We start from the raw sequence: 14864 nt of genomic DNA on the forward strand, positions 1-14864 counted from the left end.
TCGGGCCAGAACGGGGGATGCTGCGATCAAGCAGGCGTGATTTGCCCTCCTGTTGGGGGAAGGTTTGATGGATTTGGTGCAACACCCTGGAGGATGACATGAAACCTGCCCTGATCCTTGCCCTTCTTGGCGCACTGGCCCTGCCTGCCGTGGCCCTGCCCGCCCTGGCGCAGATGGCCGACCATTCGGGCCATGCAGGCCACACCATGGCTGGCACCGAAAGCCCCGCCACCATCGCCTTTATGGAGGCCAATGCCGCCATGCATGCGGATATGGCGATCGACTATACCGGCAATGCCGATGTCGATTTCATCAAGGGCATGATCCCGCATCATCAGGGGGCCGTGGCCATGGCCCAGATCGTGCTGGAGCATGGCACCGACCCCGAAGTGCGCAAACTGGCCGAAGGCATTGTCGCCGCACAAGAGGCCGAAATCGCCTGGATGCAGGATTGGCTGGCCAAGAACGGCCAGTAACAAGGACGCGCGGGCGCGCTCCCCTTGAACGCGGGCGGGGGGCCCTTATCTGGGGCGGTGTGACAGGGCAAAGCCGGAGCGTTCCGCCCCGGATGCCACCGCCCCGGATGCCCGACCATGAGCGCCCCGCCTGAGCTGACGCCCCCCGCTGCCGATCTGCCCAGCCCGTCTGGTGCCCCGCTGCGGTTGTCTGAATTGTTGCGCCAGATCGCCGAAGACCAAAGCCGCGAGCGCATCAGCCTCGAGGACTTGCTGGTGGTGATGAAGGCGCGGGCCTTTGGCGCGCTGCTGCTGGTCTTTGCCTTTCCCAACATCCTGCCGTCGCCGCCCGGTCTGGCGGGGGTGCTGGGGTTGCCGCTGCTGTTTCTGGCCAGCCAGATGATGCTGGGCCAAAGCCCGTGGCTGCCCCGGTTCATCGCCAAAAGATCTCTGCCGCGCGGCACGTTTCAGGCGATGGTCACACGCGCCACGCCCTGGCTGCACCGGGCCGAGCGGTTGCTGCGGGTGCGGTTGCAGCCGCTGGCCTCGGCCCCGGCGCAACGGGTGCTGGGGGGCTTTGTGCTGGTTTTGGCGGTGGCCTTGGCGCTGCCCATTCCCTTTGCCAACATGGCCCCGGCGGTGGCGATCTGCATCATTGGCCTGGGTATTCTGGAACGGGATGGCTTGTCTGTTCTGGTGGGGGCCATCGCCGGGTTGGCGGCGCTGACCTATGTTTCGGCCCTGGGCTATGCGCTGGTGAAATCGGCGCTGTTCGTGTTGATGAACACGTTTTAGGCCGCCCCTTGCGCGATCGCGGTTGCTGCCGCCTCCAGCGCGCCGGGGCCGTGGGCGATGTTCAGGGCCTGAAGGCCAGCCTGCATGGTGGCCAATACGCCCAAGGTCATATGAGCATTCACATGGCCCATATGCGCCACCCGCAAAAACCCGTGCCACGCCGGATCGGAAGGCAGCGCCATGCCCAGACCGATGCCCAGGGTAACGCCGGCCTTATGCTCGGTCCATTCGCGCAGGCGGGTGGCATCGGGCGCGCCCAGACGGGCCGCAGTCACCGCGCAGGACCGATAGGCCGGATCGGCCACGTTCAGCGCAATGCGGGGGTTGCCCGCGCCCCAGGCGTCAAAGGCCGCCCAGACCGCGCGGGCCAGCACCCGGTGGCGCGCCCAGATGTTGTCCAGCCCTTCTTCGTGCAGGATCATGGTCAGCGCCTCACGCAGGCCAAAAAGGTGATGCGTGGGCGCGGTGCCCGCCCAATATTGCCAGAACTCGGCAGGCTCGGCCCTTGGCCCCCAATTCCAATAGGGGCTGCGCAGATCAGACCCCAGACTGCGCTGGCGGGCCTTTTCGGAAAACCAGACAAAGCCCATGCCCGGCGGTGTCATCAGGCCCTTTTGGCTGGCCGCCACCGTCAGGTCGATGCCCCAATCATCCATCCGATATTCATCACAGCCCAGCGAGGCGATGCAATCGACGCAAAGAAGTGCGGGGTGGTTGGCCGCATCCATGGCCGCGCGCAGGGCCGGGATATCGGTCTTGACGGAACTGGAGGTATCGACATGGGTCACCAGAATGGCCTTGATCTTGCCCGTGGGATCGGCGCGCAGGCGGTCTTCGACGCGGGTCATGTCAACGGGCGAGGATGTGCCGAAATCCATGATCTCGACCTGCACCCCCATGGCGCGCGCGCTTTCGGCCCAGCCGATGCCAAACCGGCCGGTGGACAGCACCAGCGCCTGATCGCCCCGGCTGAACAGATTGGCATTCGCGGCCTCCCACGCGCCATGGCCATTGGCGATATAGGCCGCGACATGCTGGGTGGTGCCAGCCACGGCCCGCAGATCGGGCCACATCTCGGCCACCATCTGGGTCAGATCACCCGCATAGATATTGGGCGCGGCCCGATGCATGGCGTTCAGCACCCGGTCGGGCATCACCGACGGCCCCGGAATGGCCAGATAGGGGCGGCCGCGTGACAGATCGGCCTTGGGCGGAGTGGGCTGGGACATGGGGGCCTCGGATTGCATCTGATGCGCTATGGCTAGGCCCGGCTTTGGCCCGCGTCAATCCGCCTTGCCTTGCGATTGGGCTGACTTTTGCGCTAGATCGTGGCGCGGGCGATTTCGCCGCAGAGCAACGGCAAAGGGCTTTCCTTGACGACGCACAATTCCCTTGAAGAACAGGATGCCATCCCACCGCAGGGGTCGCTGGCGCTGTGGTTCTGGCACCGCTATCTGCGCGGCAAACTGGGGCTTTTGGGGCTGACCTTTGGGGTCATGGTGATCGAGGGATCTACCCTTGGCGCGCTGTCGTATATGCTGGAGCCGTTGTTCGACAAGGTTTTTGCCGCTGGCGGTACGGCGGCGCTGTGGCCCGTGGGGATGCTTATTCTGGGCCTGTTTGCCCTGCGCGGTGTGACCTCTTTGGTGTCAAAATCGCTGATGGCGCATATCAGCCAGACCATCGCCGCCGCCATGCAGACCGACCTGTTGCGCCATTTGCTGACGCTGGATCTGAAGTTCTTTCAATCCACCTCGCCCGGGCAACTGATCGAGCGGGTGCAGGGCGATACGCTGGCGGTGCAGGGCATCTGGATCACGCTGGTGGCCGGGCTGGGGCGGGATGTGATTTCGCTGATCGGCCTGATGGCTGTGGCGATCTCGATTGATCCGATCTGGACGCTGGCGGCCGTGATGGGCACACCTTTGCTGATCGTGCCTGCGGCGGTGCTGCGCACCTATCTGGTGCGCAAGGCGCGACTGGCGCGGCAGCAGGCGGGCGACAGGGCCACGCGGCTGGACGAGATTTTCCACGGCATCCAGGCGGTCAAGCTGAACCGGATGGAGGCGCATCAGGAAGATCGGTTCAGCGCCATTCTGCGCCGGATTGTCCGCGCCGAAACGCGGGCCGCCGCAGGGCGCGCGGTGCTGCCGTCGCTGGTTGATCTGGTGACCGGCCTTGGGTTTCTGGCGGTGCTGATCCTGGGCGGGCGTGAAGTGGCCGAAGGCACGCGCACCACTGGTGAATTCATGTCGTTCTTTACCGCCATGGTGCTGACCTTTCAGCCGATCCGGCGGTTGGGGGAGTTGGCGGGGCTGTGGCAGGTGGCCTCGGCCAGCCTGCACCGGATTGTGGCGCTGCACGCCCTGCACCCGGCGCAAAACCGGCCCAGCACAAGCCCGGCCCTGCCCAAGGATCTGCCGCCGGACCTGGCCTTTCATGCCGTTGACTTTGGCTATGGCGAGGCGCGGGTGCTGAACGGCTTGAGCTTTACCGCCCAGGCCGGCAAGGTGACGGCGCTGGTCGGGCCTTCGGGGGCGGGGAAATCCACTGTGTTTCACTTGCTGACCGGCCTGTCTGACCCCGGTGCCGGAGAGGTGACGATTGGCGGCATCGCCTCGACCCAGATGGCGCTGGCCGATCAGCGCGATCTGTTCGCCACGGTCACGCAGGATTCTGCCCTGTTTGATGAACCGCTGCGCGACAACCTGACCGTGGGGCGCGCAGGCTTGAGCGATGAGCAGATCTGGGCCGCGCTGGCCACGGCGCAGGCGCGCGATTTCGTGCAGGCCCTGCCGCAGGGGCTGGACACGCCCGTGGGGCCGCGCGGGGCCACCCTGTCGGGTGGGCAACGCCAGCGCATCGCCATCGCCCGCGCGTTGCTGCGGGACGCGCCTGTGCTGCTGCTGGATGAGGCCACCAGCGCGCTTGACGCGGCCTCGGAACAGGCGCTGACGCTGGCCCTGGAAACCGCTGGCCGGGGGCGCACCACTTTGGTCATTGCGCATCGGCTGGCCACGATCCGCAATGCCGACCAGATCGTGGTCATGGATGCTGGCCGCGTGGTGGAAACCGGAACGAATGAGACCTTGCTGGCCAAGGGCGGGCTGTATGCCCGGCTGTATGCGCTGCAATTTCAGGATCAGGAGGCTGAGGCATGACGGGCGAAACCGCGACCGACCGCGTGGTCTGGCGGGTGACCGGGGCAGACCGGTTCACCTTTTTGCAAGGTCTGGTCAGCAATGATGTGTTGCCGCTGGCCAAGGCACCCGGAATTCGGTGGGCCGCACTGTTGACACCGCAGGGCAAGTATCTGGCCGATTTCTTCGTGATCCGCCGCGCCGACAGCGACGATCTGCTGATCGACATTGCCGCCCCCTTGGCGGCAGATACGCTGAAGCGGCTTGGCCTGTATCGGTTGCGCGCCGATGTGCAGATCACCCCCTGTGACCTGCCCGTGACGCGCGGCCTTGGCCCCTGCCCTGCGCAGGGCTTTGACGACCCCCGCCACCCGGCCTTGGGCTGGCGCGGCTATGGTCTGGCCCCGGATGTGGCGGGTGGGCCACCCTTGATTGACTGGGATGCCATCCGCGTGGCCCATGCCATTCCCGAATCCGGCATCGAACTGGTGCCGAATGACACCTATCTGCTGGAAGCGGGGTTCGAGCGGCTGCATGGCGTGGATTTCCGCAAGGGCTGCTATGTTGGCCAAGAGGTGACGGCGCGGATGAAGCACAAGACCGAGTTGCGCAAGGGCCTGATCACCCTTGGCATCGCGGGCAGCGCCCCGCCGGGCACGGTGATTGCCGCCGATGGCAAGGATGCGGGCGTTTTATTCACCCAAAGCAACGGCTTGGCACTGGCGCACCTGCGGTTTGACCGGCTGGCAGCCCCCCTGACGGCGGGGGATGCGCGGCTGTGGGCCCTGCCCGAGGCACAGTGACGTTACGTCGCGGCAATTCCTGACCAATCGGTTGAAATTTTACCCATCGCCCCCATATTTCGTTTACGTTAGCGTCGAAACCTAACTAGATCCTGTGGCACGCCGCGCCAAGCCATGCACCAGACGCATGGCGACTATGCAAAAGGGGCAATGCCGAATCGGTTCGAAACGTATAGGTTCCGCCAACACTAGAAAACACAAGAGCACAAAATCAAGGACTGCCACATGACGGGTTTCGTTGACAGCACCGCTTTCAATTTTGAACAGGGCCAGCGCGCACGCAAGCTTTTTGCCGCCGTGGTTCTGGCTGCGCTCGACGATGCCATCGCCGACGACAAGAAATATGGCAACGGCCCCGAGCAGATTGCCCGCTGGGCACGGTCGCGCGATGGGCGCGAAGTGCTGTCCTGCGCCGGGATCGACCCGAATGAGCGCGTTGTCAAAGGCCTGATGGAATTTGTCTCCAAGGGCATCCGCACCTCGGTGGCGCTGTCGCGCGAAGAATCCGAGCGTCGCAATGCGCTGGAAGCCGAGATGGGCGAAGCCGCCTGATCTGATCGGCACCGACCAATGCCTGACGCGCCCCTTGGGGCGCGTTTTCTTTTCAGGGCTGGGTGTTTGGCGTGGTGGGCGCCCTATTCAAAGTCGCGCACGGCCATGGCCCGCGCGATTTCTGCCCGCACCAGCTTGCGCACATTGCGGGTGATCCGCTCGCCCAGACTGCCGGCCAGCTCTTCGCGGATGATGTCGCGCACCAGATCGCGCAGCACCTCTTCGTCAAAGCTGGCCTCTGCTTCGGAAAACATGCTTGCCGCTTCTTCGGGGATCTCACGCTCCAGCGATGCGCGCACCTCTGCCTCGGCAGCATCGGCCCAATCATCGCTGGGGGGCGCCACAGTGCGGCGGGGGGCGGCGACAGGTTCGGCCACCTCTTCCGCCTCGTCCAGATCATACTCCGGCTCTGGTGCTGCCCCGGCCTCATCTGCAAAGCCGGGTGGGGCCGTATCAAGGAAGGTGGAGGGCGGGCCGTCAAGATCTTCCCCGGTCGCGCGGAAATGCAGGCGCGCATGGGGGCCGGCGTCGTGGTCGCGGGCGGCATCATCCCAAGCGGGGGGGTCGCCCACGGGCGATTCCCAATCTTCGTCATCATCACCGACCGCCGCCCCCAGACGCGAGACCATATCGGCCGGATCAGGCGACCGGTCAGCCAAGGCGGCCTGGCTGTCGTCAGTGATCGCGTCTGCCGGGGCCGCGGCGGCCTCGGCAGCGTCATCCACCACGCGCAGGGCCGGGGTCAGCAGCAGTTTGCTTGCTGGGGCCGCTTGCGGGCTTGGTTCAGGCGAATCTGGCGCAGGCGCAGTTGTCGCGGTTGTGTCGGGCTTGGGTGCAGGATGGGGAGAGGGCCGCAAATCTTCGGACACCAAACGGCGGATAGAGGAGAGAACATCCTCGATCTCATGCGTGCTCATCGGTTCAGACATCACATCCTGCCCATGGTTTGCGCCGGTCGTTGCGATGGAAAGCCCGCTTCGCCGGTCTGGTTACATCCAGTCTAATGAACAAAGCGCCAATTCACAAGGAATTGGCGCATTTGCGTTAACGAAGCTGTCACAGTCCCACGGGGGGCGTGTCAGTTGCCGATCTTGCCCATGATGCGATCCAAAGCCTTGCCTTGGGCCGAATGGACGGGGGCATTCTTGACGGCGTTGTAATATTGGGCCGGGTCATAGGTGGGGATGCCAAGGCCAAGATGTTCCACCGTCAGCAAACCCATGGTCTGCAAGACAGCATAGACACCCAGATAGCGCTGCGCCTCGGCCTCGATCCGGGTGACGCGGGCATCCAGCAATTCCTGCTCGGCATTCAGCACGTCGATTGTGGTGCGGGCGCCAAGGCTGGCCTCTTCGCGCACACCGTCAAAGGCGGTCTGGGCCGCGGCGATCTGGCGATCCCCGGCCTGCACCTGCGCATTGGCCATGGCAAGGCCCGCCCAGGCGCTGCCCACCGCCTCAGAGATCGACACAACGGCTTGTTGCAAATCAGCCCGCGCGCCATCGCGGTTGGCAATCGCCTGCCGCAGGCCCGAGGCCTTGGCACCACCCGAATACAGTTCCTGATTCAGGCTTAGGCCAAAGCTTTGCTCATTCGTGCCATCGCTGTTCTTGCTGGCCGACACACTGCCCGACAAGGTGGGCATGAAATTGGCCTTTGCGGCATCAATGGCCAGTTCACGAATGGTCACACCGCGCTGCGCCTGCAAGATCGACGGATGGGTTTTCAGCGCCACCGATTGCGCGGCCTCCATCGACTTGGGCAATCCGGGGGCGCGCGGCAGGCTTTTCAGGCTGCCAGGATAGGCCCCGGTGGCGGCGCGATAGGCTTCGCGGGCGATCATCAGATCGCCTTCGGCCACGGCAAGCGCTGCACGGGCAGCCGCCAAGCGGGCCTCGGCAATCGAGACATCGGTGCGGGTGACTTCGCCCACTTCAAACCGGTCTTGGGCTGCGCGCAATTCCTGCGTCACCAGACGCACGTTCGACTGGCGCAGGCTGACGATCTGGCCTTTGACCTGCACATCGACATAAGACGACACGGCATCATACAGCACCTGCTGCTCGACCGAGCGCAGCGCCTCACGCGTGGCAAGGACGGTTTCCTTAAGCAAGGTGATGTTCAGGTTCCGGCGCCCGAAATCATAGACCATCATGCTGGCCGACAGTTCAAAGGTGCTGGCCCAGGCGTCAAAGAACGGCCCGTTGTTGGTGGATTGGGCCCGCCCCCAGCCCGAGGTCAGGGTGTATTCGACCACCGGGCGCAAGGTGGCCACCGCTTGGGCCACATCTTCATCCGCGGCACGCAGGACGGCGGCCTGTTTGTCCAACAGGTTGGAATTGCGATAGGCCGCAATGAATGCATCGGTCAGCGTTTCTGCCTGTGCCATCGGGGCCGAGATCACAATCGCCGCAGCCATGGTCATGCCAAGAATAGTGCGCATTCAATGTCTTCCTTGTTTCGCTGGCAGCCCATCCGATTGTGCGGGATGCCAGCCCTTGACGTGCCGCCGGGCCTTAGGCCCGGCGCATCTGGTTACAGCGCAAAGGCCCGTTCCGCCGCAAAGCCCGGCAAGACCGGGGCCGACGCGTTAAAGGCAAAGCGCCAGTCCACGCGGCCATCGCGCTTGTGGCCGATCCGAACCGCGCCCAACTGGCCTTCCATGAACAGCGCACCGATCCGGCCACCGTCTTTCAACTGATCCAGCAAAGCCTGCGGCACGGTTTCAACCGCGCCTTGCAGAATGATCACATCATAGGGGCCGTGCTTTGCCGCGCCCGCCACCAGGGGGCCGACGACGACAGCGGCGTTATCAACGGATTCCGCAGACAGCAGGCTTTGCGCCTCAGAGGCCATGGCTTCGTCTTCCTCGACCGCCACCACTGCTTCGGCCAGACGAGCGATCACGGCGGTGGAATAGCCAAGCGCGCAGCCCAGATCCAGCACTGTCTCGCTGGGCTGAATATCCAGCGCATCCAGCGTTTTGGCCAAGGTGCGCGCCTCTAGCACGACGCGACCGCCGCCCAGTACGATGTTTTCGCCCATATAGGCAGCCTCACGCAGGCTGCGGGGCACATAAACCTCACGCGGGACAGACAGCATGGCCTCGATGATGGGGAACTTGGTCACATCAGAGGGGCGCACCTGGGTGTCAACCATCATCACGCGGCGGGTGGCGAAGTCGGTCATGTCTGAACTCTTCAGTCTAGTTCCGGTCTCTTTCGTCTTGCCACATTCAGCAGGCCGGGGCAACGGGACAAAGAGGCCACCCCGCCTGCGGCTTGCGCTTTTTCGACGCGGGGGCCACAGGCTGCCCAAATGCCGGGCATGCCCCTAGGGCGCGGCGCTGATCTGCAACGATGGCGACAGCACGGCAAAGGCCGCTTCGGCCCCGGCGGTCAGATCAAAGGTGCACAGCGCGCCCAGCGGCACATCGCGGCAGGGGCCGTTTTCATCCACCTCCCATTCGGGGGGGTTCAGAAACCAGACATCAGCGCCGTCGCCATCTGTGTCTTGAAAGAAGACAGCCGAAACAGACGTGGCCACAGTGCCGTCACCTTCGTCGAACCGATAGGGTTCTTCGGCGGCCCAGCCCCGTGGCAGGCTGAAGGCAAGGCCGGTCGCAGGGTCTTGAAAGGCGCACAGATCCTGATCGGCACACCGATAGGGAATGACGGCGGAAAACGACAGGGCGGGCACTTCATAGGCCTGCTGCGTTTCGGCGGTGATGGTCACCTCCAACTCAAACAGATCGGCTTCGGAAAAGGCCGAAACGATATAGGGGCCGGGTTCCAGCGTCACGGTCCAGGGGCCGGGTCTGGTTTCCGGCTCCATCACCATGGCTTGCAGCACATCGGCATCGGCGGGCAGGTTCATCGGCGTGGCGGCCCATGAGACGCCAAGGGCACTGTGTTCAGGGGGCAGCGAGAAGGTGACCTGCACCTCTTGTGCCCCTGCCATCCGTGCCACCATAGCAAAGGCAAACACCGCCGCCGCCAGAACCCGCATCGTCTATGCCCCCAGAATCTGATCCGTTCGCGCAGGCCCCGATTTCGCCGGGCCGCTGGCCCATGTCATGGCACGTTTCCCCAGCTCTTGGAACTTGCCAGATGCACGTGACAGCTTTTCTTCCCACGCGGGGTTGGGCACCTGGCCTTGGGTGAGCTTGAAAAACACCTGCATCATGCAGGCGACGGCAAAGGGTTCGATCACCGCAGCCTTGATTGCCCAGGCCAGCACGATGGCAAAGACCACCCCGCCTGCCGACATCTGGCCCGGCATGGCCCAGGCCAAAGCGGCGGCAGGGGCCAGCATGACCAGAAACACAGCCAGCGACAGGCCCCAGACGATGGCGGTCAGCCACGCGGCATTGACCAGCATGGGCCGGGCATTCTGGCCATAAAGCACCAGCGCCTGTTGCGCCCCCTGCCAGGGGTTCTGCACCTTGCGCGCGATAAGATGGGCCAGGATCACCTCATCCACCAGCCCGACGGCCAGCCGCAGATAGGCCCGCACCAGCGCCATCAGCCGGTCAAGGCCCGGAACGGGAAGGATCGACAACAGCCCTTGCATCAGCCCCGTCACCGCCAGCACGACACCATGCACCAGCCGATCCAGACCGAACAGGGCGTTGGCGGTGCCAAAGCGGGCCGCGACGACCTGCCGGGCATGGGCGATCTGCGCCCGGCCTGCGGGGATGTCGCGGCCCTGCATCAATTCGACCATCACCGCAATATGCCCGGCCTTGACAATATACAGCAGCCAGTCGCGGAAAAAGAACACGATCCCAGCCGTCAGGCCAAATCCACCGATCGCGCCCCATGCGGTGGATTGCGCCTGGAAGTCAGCATCCCCAAAGCCACCGACGCCATAGCCCACCCCTGCCCCGGTGCCCGTGGCCAGGATCAGCGCAAGGGCGATGCCGAAATAGACGACAGCCCGGAACAGAACAAAGGGCGCGGTGCGCCGCAGCAAGCCCAGTGATTGACCAATCGAGAAATCCCACATCTGCACACCCCAGTTGACCTATGGCCACCAGAGTTCCCGCAACGAGCCGCTGTAGCAAGTCTTCTTTCCCTTGCGTCAGGTAGGGTATCCCCCACCCCTGCGCCTAGGCCCGGTTCAGACGCAGAACCGAGGCATTCAGCGCCGCCGCGATGGTCACCCACAGCAGATAGGGCAGCATCAGCAGACCGGCGACCAGATCCAGGCGCAAGAACTGCACCGTCGTCGCCGCCACGGCCAGCCACAACAGCACGATGATCACCAGCCCCGCCCGCATCCGGTGCAGGCCGAAAAAGACCGGGGTCCACAGGGTGTTCAGCGCGATCTGCACAGCCCACAGCGCCAGCGCAAGGGCCACGGGCGCACCGGCCGTTGCAGCCTGCGCACCGATCCGGCTGGCGGCATAGGACATGGCCAGATACAGCACCGTCCAGACAATGGGAAACACCAGCGGCGGCGGTGTCCACCATGGTTTGGTCAGGCCGTCATACCACGCACCCGGCGCAAACAGCGCCCCCGTCGAGGCCGCCGCAACGCAGGCGGCCAGAAAAGCCAGAAACAGAACGACATCCATGGGGCACCTGCCTGTAAGTTCAGTGGTGGTGATCTGTCAAAGCGGGCTTGGGCGCAAGCCCCGCCTAGCCCTTGCTGGCCAAAGTGCCGCCAAAGATGCGGTCCATATGCTGGGACAGATAGATGCGCAGCCAGGGCGTAAAGCGTGCGGGCTGGCGCAGGGCCTGGGCCGCCAGATCGTAAACATCGACCCAAGCGGTTTCCACAACCTCATCAGGGTTCAGATCCAGCCGCAGGTCTGGCCCCGCCTCGGCCACGAACAGATCGACCAATTCATGCTCGATCAGCCCGGCCCCCACATCGGCGCGGTATTCGATGCGGTCAACAAACGACGGAAACAGCCCGGTGATCCCCAATTCTTCGCGCAGACGGCGCACGGCGCAGGTGGCGGGGTCTTCGTCCCAGCGTGGATGGGTGCAGCAGGTGTTCGCCCACAGACCCGGCGTGTGGTATTTCGTCAGCGCCCGGCGCTGGATCAGCAGGCGGGTGCCATCCAGCACAAAGACCGACACGGCCTTGTGGCGCAGGCCCCGGCGATGCACGTCCAGCTTGTCAACGCGCGTCAGGCGGCCGTCAACCCATGCCGGGATCGTTTCATCCTGTGTCACCACACCACCCATGCGCCCCACTTTCCGTGCCAGACCGGGTGTCAAAGCGACCCCGAGCCCGTGTTCATAAAGACCAACGAGGCATAAGGGAATGCCACTGCGTGATGACCGGCATGCCCTTGCGCACGGGGCCACTGTGGCAAAACCGGTGCCCTTTGTCGCCTGCCGCAATGTCGCGGCTAGACCGATACCGTCGCGCGCAGGGTGTCTTTGGCAAGGGCAGTCTTTGCGCCCTCCAACTCCACCGCGCCACGTTTCAGCACATAGAACTGGTCTGCCAGCCCATAGGCAAAGTCGAAATACTGCTCGACCAGAATGATCGCCATATCGCCTTTGGATTTCAGATAGTCGATCACCCGCCCGATCTGCTGAATGATATTGGGCTGGATGCCCTCGGTCGGTTCATCCATCAACAGCACTTTGGGCTGCATGATCATCGCGCGGGCAATCGCCAGTTGCTGCTGCTGCCCGCCCGACAGATCACCGCCCCGGCGCTGGCCCATGTCTTTCAGCACGGGAAACAGATCATAGATTTCATCCGGGATGCGGTGCTGCGACCGGGGCAGCAAGGCAAAGGCGGTTTGCATGTTTTCCGTGACCGTCAGCAAGGGAAAGATCATGCGGCCCTGCGGCACCACGGCAAGGCCACGGCGCGCCATGGCCTGGGGCGGGCAGACCGGCACGTCTTGCCCATCCATCCGCACCCGCCCGCCCGACCGCGGATGGCTGCCCGCCAGCGCCTTGAGCAGCGAGGTCTTGCCCACACCATTGGTGCCCATGATGCAGGTCACCTCGCCCGCCCTGGCCTGCATGGAAATGCCGTGCAGGATTTGGCTGCCGCCGTAATGCAGGGTCAGGTTTTCGGTTTCGATCATGGCCTAGCGTCCCAGATAGACGTCGATGACGTCGGGGTTTTTCGTCACATGGTCCAAGCTGCCCTCGGCCAGCACCCGGCCTTCGTGCAGCACGGTCACCTTGCAATTCAGCCGCCGCACGAAATCCATATCGTGTTCCACCACCACAACGGCACGGCTGCGGGCCAGATCAACCAACAGCGCGGTGGTGTGCTCGCGTTCCGCCAAGGTCATGCCGGCGGCTGGTTCGTCCACCAGCAAAAGACGCGGTTCCTGCGCCAGCAGCATGCCGATTTCCAGCCATTGCTTTTGCCCATGGCTTAATTCGCCCGACAGGCGCGGCAGGGCATCGGCCAGACCCACCTCCTCGGCCAGGGCCTGCACCCTGTCGTGATCGGCGGGTTTGGGCCGCCACAGCAGCACGGCAAAGGGGTTGCGCGCGGCCCGAAGCGCCATCATCAGATTTTCGGCAACGGTCTGATCTTCAAACACCGTGGGGCGCTGAAACTTGCGCCCGATGCCTGCGCGGGCAATCTGTGCCTCGGTCATCTTAAGCAGGGATTGCGAATAATCGCCCCACAGCACCCGGCCTTCATCGGGGCGGGTCTTGCCGGTGACAATATCCATGAATGTGGTCTTGCCTGCCCCATTCGGCCCGATGATCGCCCGCAGTTCCGCAGGACCGATGGAAAAGGACAGGTTGTTGATCGCCCGAAAGCCATCAAAGGTGACAGACACGCCAGAGACTTCGAGAAGCGATGTCATTTGCGGCTCTCCCGTTCCATCAGGGCGCCGTCATCTGGGCCAAGCGGGGCGCCCTTGCGGTCGGCGGTGCGGATGCGGGCCAGCGCATCGACCAGACCGCCGATCCCCTTGGGGGCAAAAAGCGTGACCAGAACGAACGACAGGCCCAGAAGGATCAGCCACCAGTCAACCCAGTTCACGGTGTAAAAACCAAGGTCGATGGCCGACGCCCGCCCCCCGGTGAACCATGATGACAACAGCGACACGAAGGCCGCACCGATGACCGCGCCGTAAAGCCGCCCGCGCCCCCCGATCGCCACCCAGACCGCCAGATAGATACTGGCAATCGGCGCAAGCTCGGCCGGGTTGATGATGCCGGCCTGGGGATAGTAGAGCGCGCCCGCGATGGCGGCGATGATGGCTGTCAGGGTGAACAGGAACAGCTTGTAGCCTTCGACCGAATAGCCAAGAAACCGGACACGCTGTTCATCATCACGAATGGCACGAATGACCGAGCCGAACTTGCCCGACACAAGCCAGGCCAGCAAAAGATAGACCGCCCCCAGCGCCGCAGCCGACGCCCAGAGGAACCAGACCGACAGACGGTCTTGCCCCACCTGCCCCAGCCCCGGAATGTTTTGCAGCCCCGACAGCCCGTTGTTGCCGCGCAGGCCGGAATCGTTTTGAAAAAGCCACAGCGCCAGCGCCAGCGTCATCGCCTGTGTCAGGATCGACAGATACACCCCCGTCACCCGGCTGCGAAAGGCCAGCCAGCCAAAGACCAGCGCCAGAAGGCCGGGCACCGCGACGACCAGAAAAAGCTGGATCGGCAGTGAATGGGCAAAAGCCCAGACCGGCGGCAATTCCGATGCCCCGACCACACCAAAGATCTGCCCGGCAATGCCGTTGCGGATCTCTTCGACCGTGGGGGGCAAGGACTCGTTCGACAGGGCCGCCAGCACGATGTCTTCGGTGCGGGCATACATCAGCCACATGCCGATCATATAGCCGCCAATGGCGAAAAACGCCATGTGGCCCAAGGACAAGATCCCCGCATAGCCCCAGATCAGATCCATCGCGAGGGCGACAAGGCACAGGCACAGCGTCTTGCCCAGGGTCTTGACGAAAGAGGTGGAGAGGAAGGCCACGCCGTAAGCCTCGGACAACAGGGTGACGCCGAGGGTGAAGAGGGCAAGCGTGGCAAGGAAGATCAGCACCGACGGGTTGCGGGCGAGAAAGGGCTTTGTCATCGCGTGACCCCGCCCGGGGCGGGGGTTTCACACCCCCGCACCCCCGTGGAGTATTTGGGCCAAGATGAAGGCGGGACATGCCGTGA

General features: G+C 64.1%; 16 protein-coding genes. 5 read left to right on the top strand and 11 right to left on the bottom strand.

What is annotated here, in order from left to right; genetic code table 11:
- Nucleotides 1-98 precede the first annotated feature (98 nt).
- Nucleotides 99-476: a CopM family metallochaperone gene (gene copM, locus V3C85_RS19005; protein ID WP_331797133.1), complete on the top strand. Its 378-nt coding sequence runs from the start codon at nucleotides 99-101 to the stop codon at nucleotides 474-476.
- Between the two features lie 117 nt (nucleotides 477-593).
- The gene (locus V3C85_RS19010; RefSeq protein WP_331797135.1) at nucleotides 594-1250 is read left to right on the top strand and encodes an exopolysaccharide biosynthesis protein; all 657 of its coding nucleotides are present in this window, start codon (nucleotides 594-596) and stop codon (nucleotides 1248-1250) included.
- Here the strand turns inward: V3C85_RS19010 and V3C85_RS19015 are convergent.
- Nucleotides 1247-2479 carry a pyridoxal-phosphate-dependent aminotransferase family protein gene (locus tag V3C85_RS19015; RefSeq protein WP_331797137.1) on the bottom strand — a complete coding sequence of 411 codons (1233 nt, stop codon included), beginning with the start codon at nucleotides 2477-2479 and terminating at the stop codon, nucleotides 1247-1249. The two genes, V3C85_RS19010 and V3C85_RS19015, sit on opposite strands and share 4 nt — an antisense overlap.
- 267 nt (nucleotides 2480-2746) lie before the next feature.
- On the opposite strand from V3C85_RS19015, the gene V3C85_RS19020 reads away from it, so the two are divergent.
- The 3 genes from V3C85_RS19020 to V3C85_RS19030 all read left to right on the top strand — a co-directional run bounded on the left by V3C85_RS19020 (nucleotide 2747) and on the right by V3C85_RS19030 (nucleotide 5745).
- The gene (locus V3C85_RS19020; protein WP_445942046.1) at nucleotides 2747-4411 is read left to right on the top strand and encodes an ABC transporter ATP-binding protein; all 1665 of its coding nucleotides are present in this window, start codon (nucleotides 2747-2749) and stop codon (nucleotides 4409-4411) included.
- Nucleotides 4408-5193 carry a CAF17-like 4Fe-4S cluster assembly/insertion protein YgfZ gene (gene ygfZ, locus V3C85_RS19025; RefSeq protein ID WP_331797141.1) on the top strand — a complete coding sequence of 262 codons (786 nt, stop codon included), beginning with the start codon at nucleotides 4408-4410 and terminating at the stop codon, nucleotides 5191-5193. The genes V3C85_RS19020 and ygfZ overlap by 4 nt, the downstream gene beginning before the upstream one ends.
- A gap of 225 nt (nucleotides 5194-5418) precedes the next feature.
- Entirely contained in the window at nucleotides 5419-5745 is a 327-nt protein-coding gene (locus V3C85_RS19030; protein ID WP_331797142.1) for a DUF6280 family protein, read from the top strand.
- Between the two features lie 83 nt (nucleotides 5746-5828).
- Here the strand turns inward: V3C85_RS19030 and V3C85_RS19035 are convergent, their stop codons facing one another.
- The 10 genes from V3C85_RS19035 to urtC all read right to left on the bottom strand — a co-directional run bounded on the left by V3C85_RS19035 (nucleotide 5829) and on the right by urtC (nucleotide 14778).
- Nucleotides 5829-6674 carry a hypothetical protein gene (locus tag V3C85_RS19035; RefSeq protein WP_331797143.1) on the bottom strand — a complete coding sequence of 282 codons (846 nt, stop codon included), beginning with the start codon at nucleotides 6672-6674 and terminating at the stop codon, nucleotides 5829-5831.
- Nucleotides 6675-6823: 149 nt separating this feature from the next.
- The gene (locus V3C85_RS19040) at nucleotides 6824-8188 is read right to left on the bottom strand and encodes a TolC family outer membrane protein (protein WP_331797145.1); all 1365 of its coding nucleotides are present in this window, start codon (nucleotides 8186-8188) and stop codon (nucleotides 6824-6826) included.
- A gap of 92 nt (nucleotides 8189-8280) precedes the next feature.
- Nucleotides 8281-8934 carry a protein-L-isoaspartate O-methyltransferase family protein gene (locus V3C85_RS19045; protein ID WP_331797146.1) on the bottom strand — a complete coding sequence of 218 codons (654 nt, stop codon included), beginning with the start codon at nucleotides 8932-8934 and terminating at the stop codon, nucleotides 8281-8283.
- A 144-nt stretch (nucleotides 8935-9078) separates the two neighbouring features.
- Nucleotides 9079-9753, bottom strand: coding sequence for a hypothetical protein (locus V3C85_RS19050; protein ID WP_331797148.1), 675 nt, complete (start codon nucleotides 9751-9753; stop codon nucleotides 9079-9081).
- Nucleotides 9754-9756: 3 nt separating this feature from the next.
- Complete coding sequence (locus V3C85_RS19055; protein WP_331797150.1) at nucleotides 9757-10752, bottom strand: hypothetical protein; 996 nt, start codon at nucleotides 10750-10752, stop codon at nucleotides 9757-9759.
- 103 nt (nucleotides 10753-10855) lie between these two features.
- Nucleotides 10856-11323, bottom strand: coding sequence for a tryptophan-rich sensory protein TspO (gene tspO, locus V3C85_RS19060; RefSeq protein WP_331797152.1), 468 nt, complete (start codon nucleotides 11321-11323; stop codon nucleotides 10856-10858).
- Between the two features lie 64 nt (nucleotides 11324-11387).
- Nucleotides 11388-11930 (bottom strand): isopentenyl-diphosphate Delta-isomerase, encoded by a 543-nt coding sequence (gene idi / locus V3C85_RS19065; protein ID WP_331797153.1) that lies wholly within the window; start codon nucleotides 11928-11930, stop codon nucleotides 11388-11390.
- A gap of 179 nt (nucleotides 11931-12109) precedes the next feature.
- Nucleotides 12110-12805 carry an urea ABC transporter ATP-binding subunit UrtE gene (gene urtE, locus V3C85_RS19070; protein WP_331797155.1) on the bottom strand — a complete coding sequence of 232 codons (696 nt, stop codon included), beginning with the start codon at nucleotides 12803-12805 and terminating at the stop codon, nucleotides 12110-12112.
- A 3-nt stretch (nucleotides 12806-12808) separates the two neighbouring features.
- Nucleotides 12809-13549, bottom strand: coding sequence for an urea ABC transporter ATP-binding protein UrtD (urtD, locus tag V3C85_RS19075; RefSeq protein WP_331797157.1), 741 nt, complete (start codon nucleotides 13547-13549; stop codon nucleotides 12809-12811).
- Nucleotides 13546-14778: an urea ABC transporter permease subunit UrtC gene (urtC, locus tag V3C85_RS19080; RefSeq protein WP_331797158.1), complete on the bottom strand. Its 1233-nt coding sequence runs from the start codon at nucleotides 14776-14778 to the stop codon at nucleotides 13546-13548. Before urtC ends, urtD begins: the two co-directional genes overlap by 4 nt.
- Nucleotides 14779-14864 lie beyond the last annotated feature (86 nt).

It is taken from the genome of Pseudotabrizicola sp. L79, assembly GCF_036553525.1.
Lineage (GTDB): Bacteria > Pseudomonadota > Alphaproteobacteria > Rhodobacterales > Rhodobacteraceae > Pseudotabrizicola.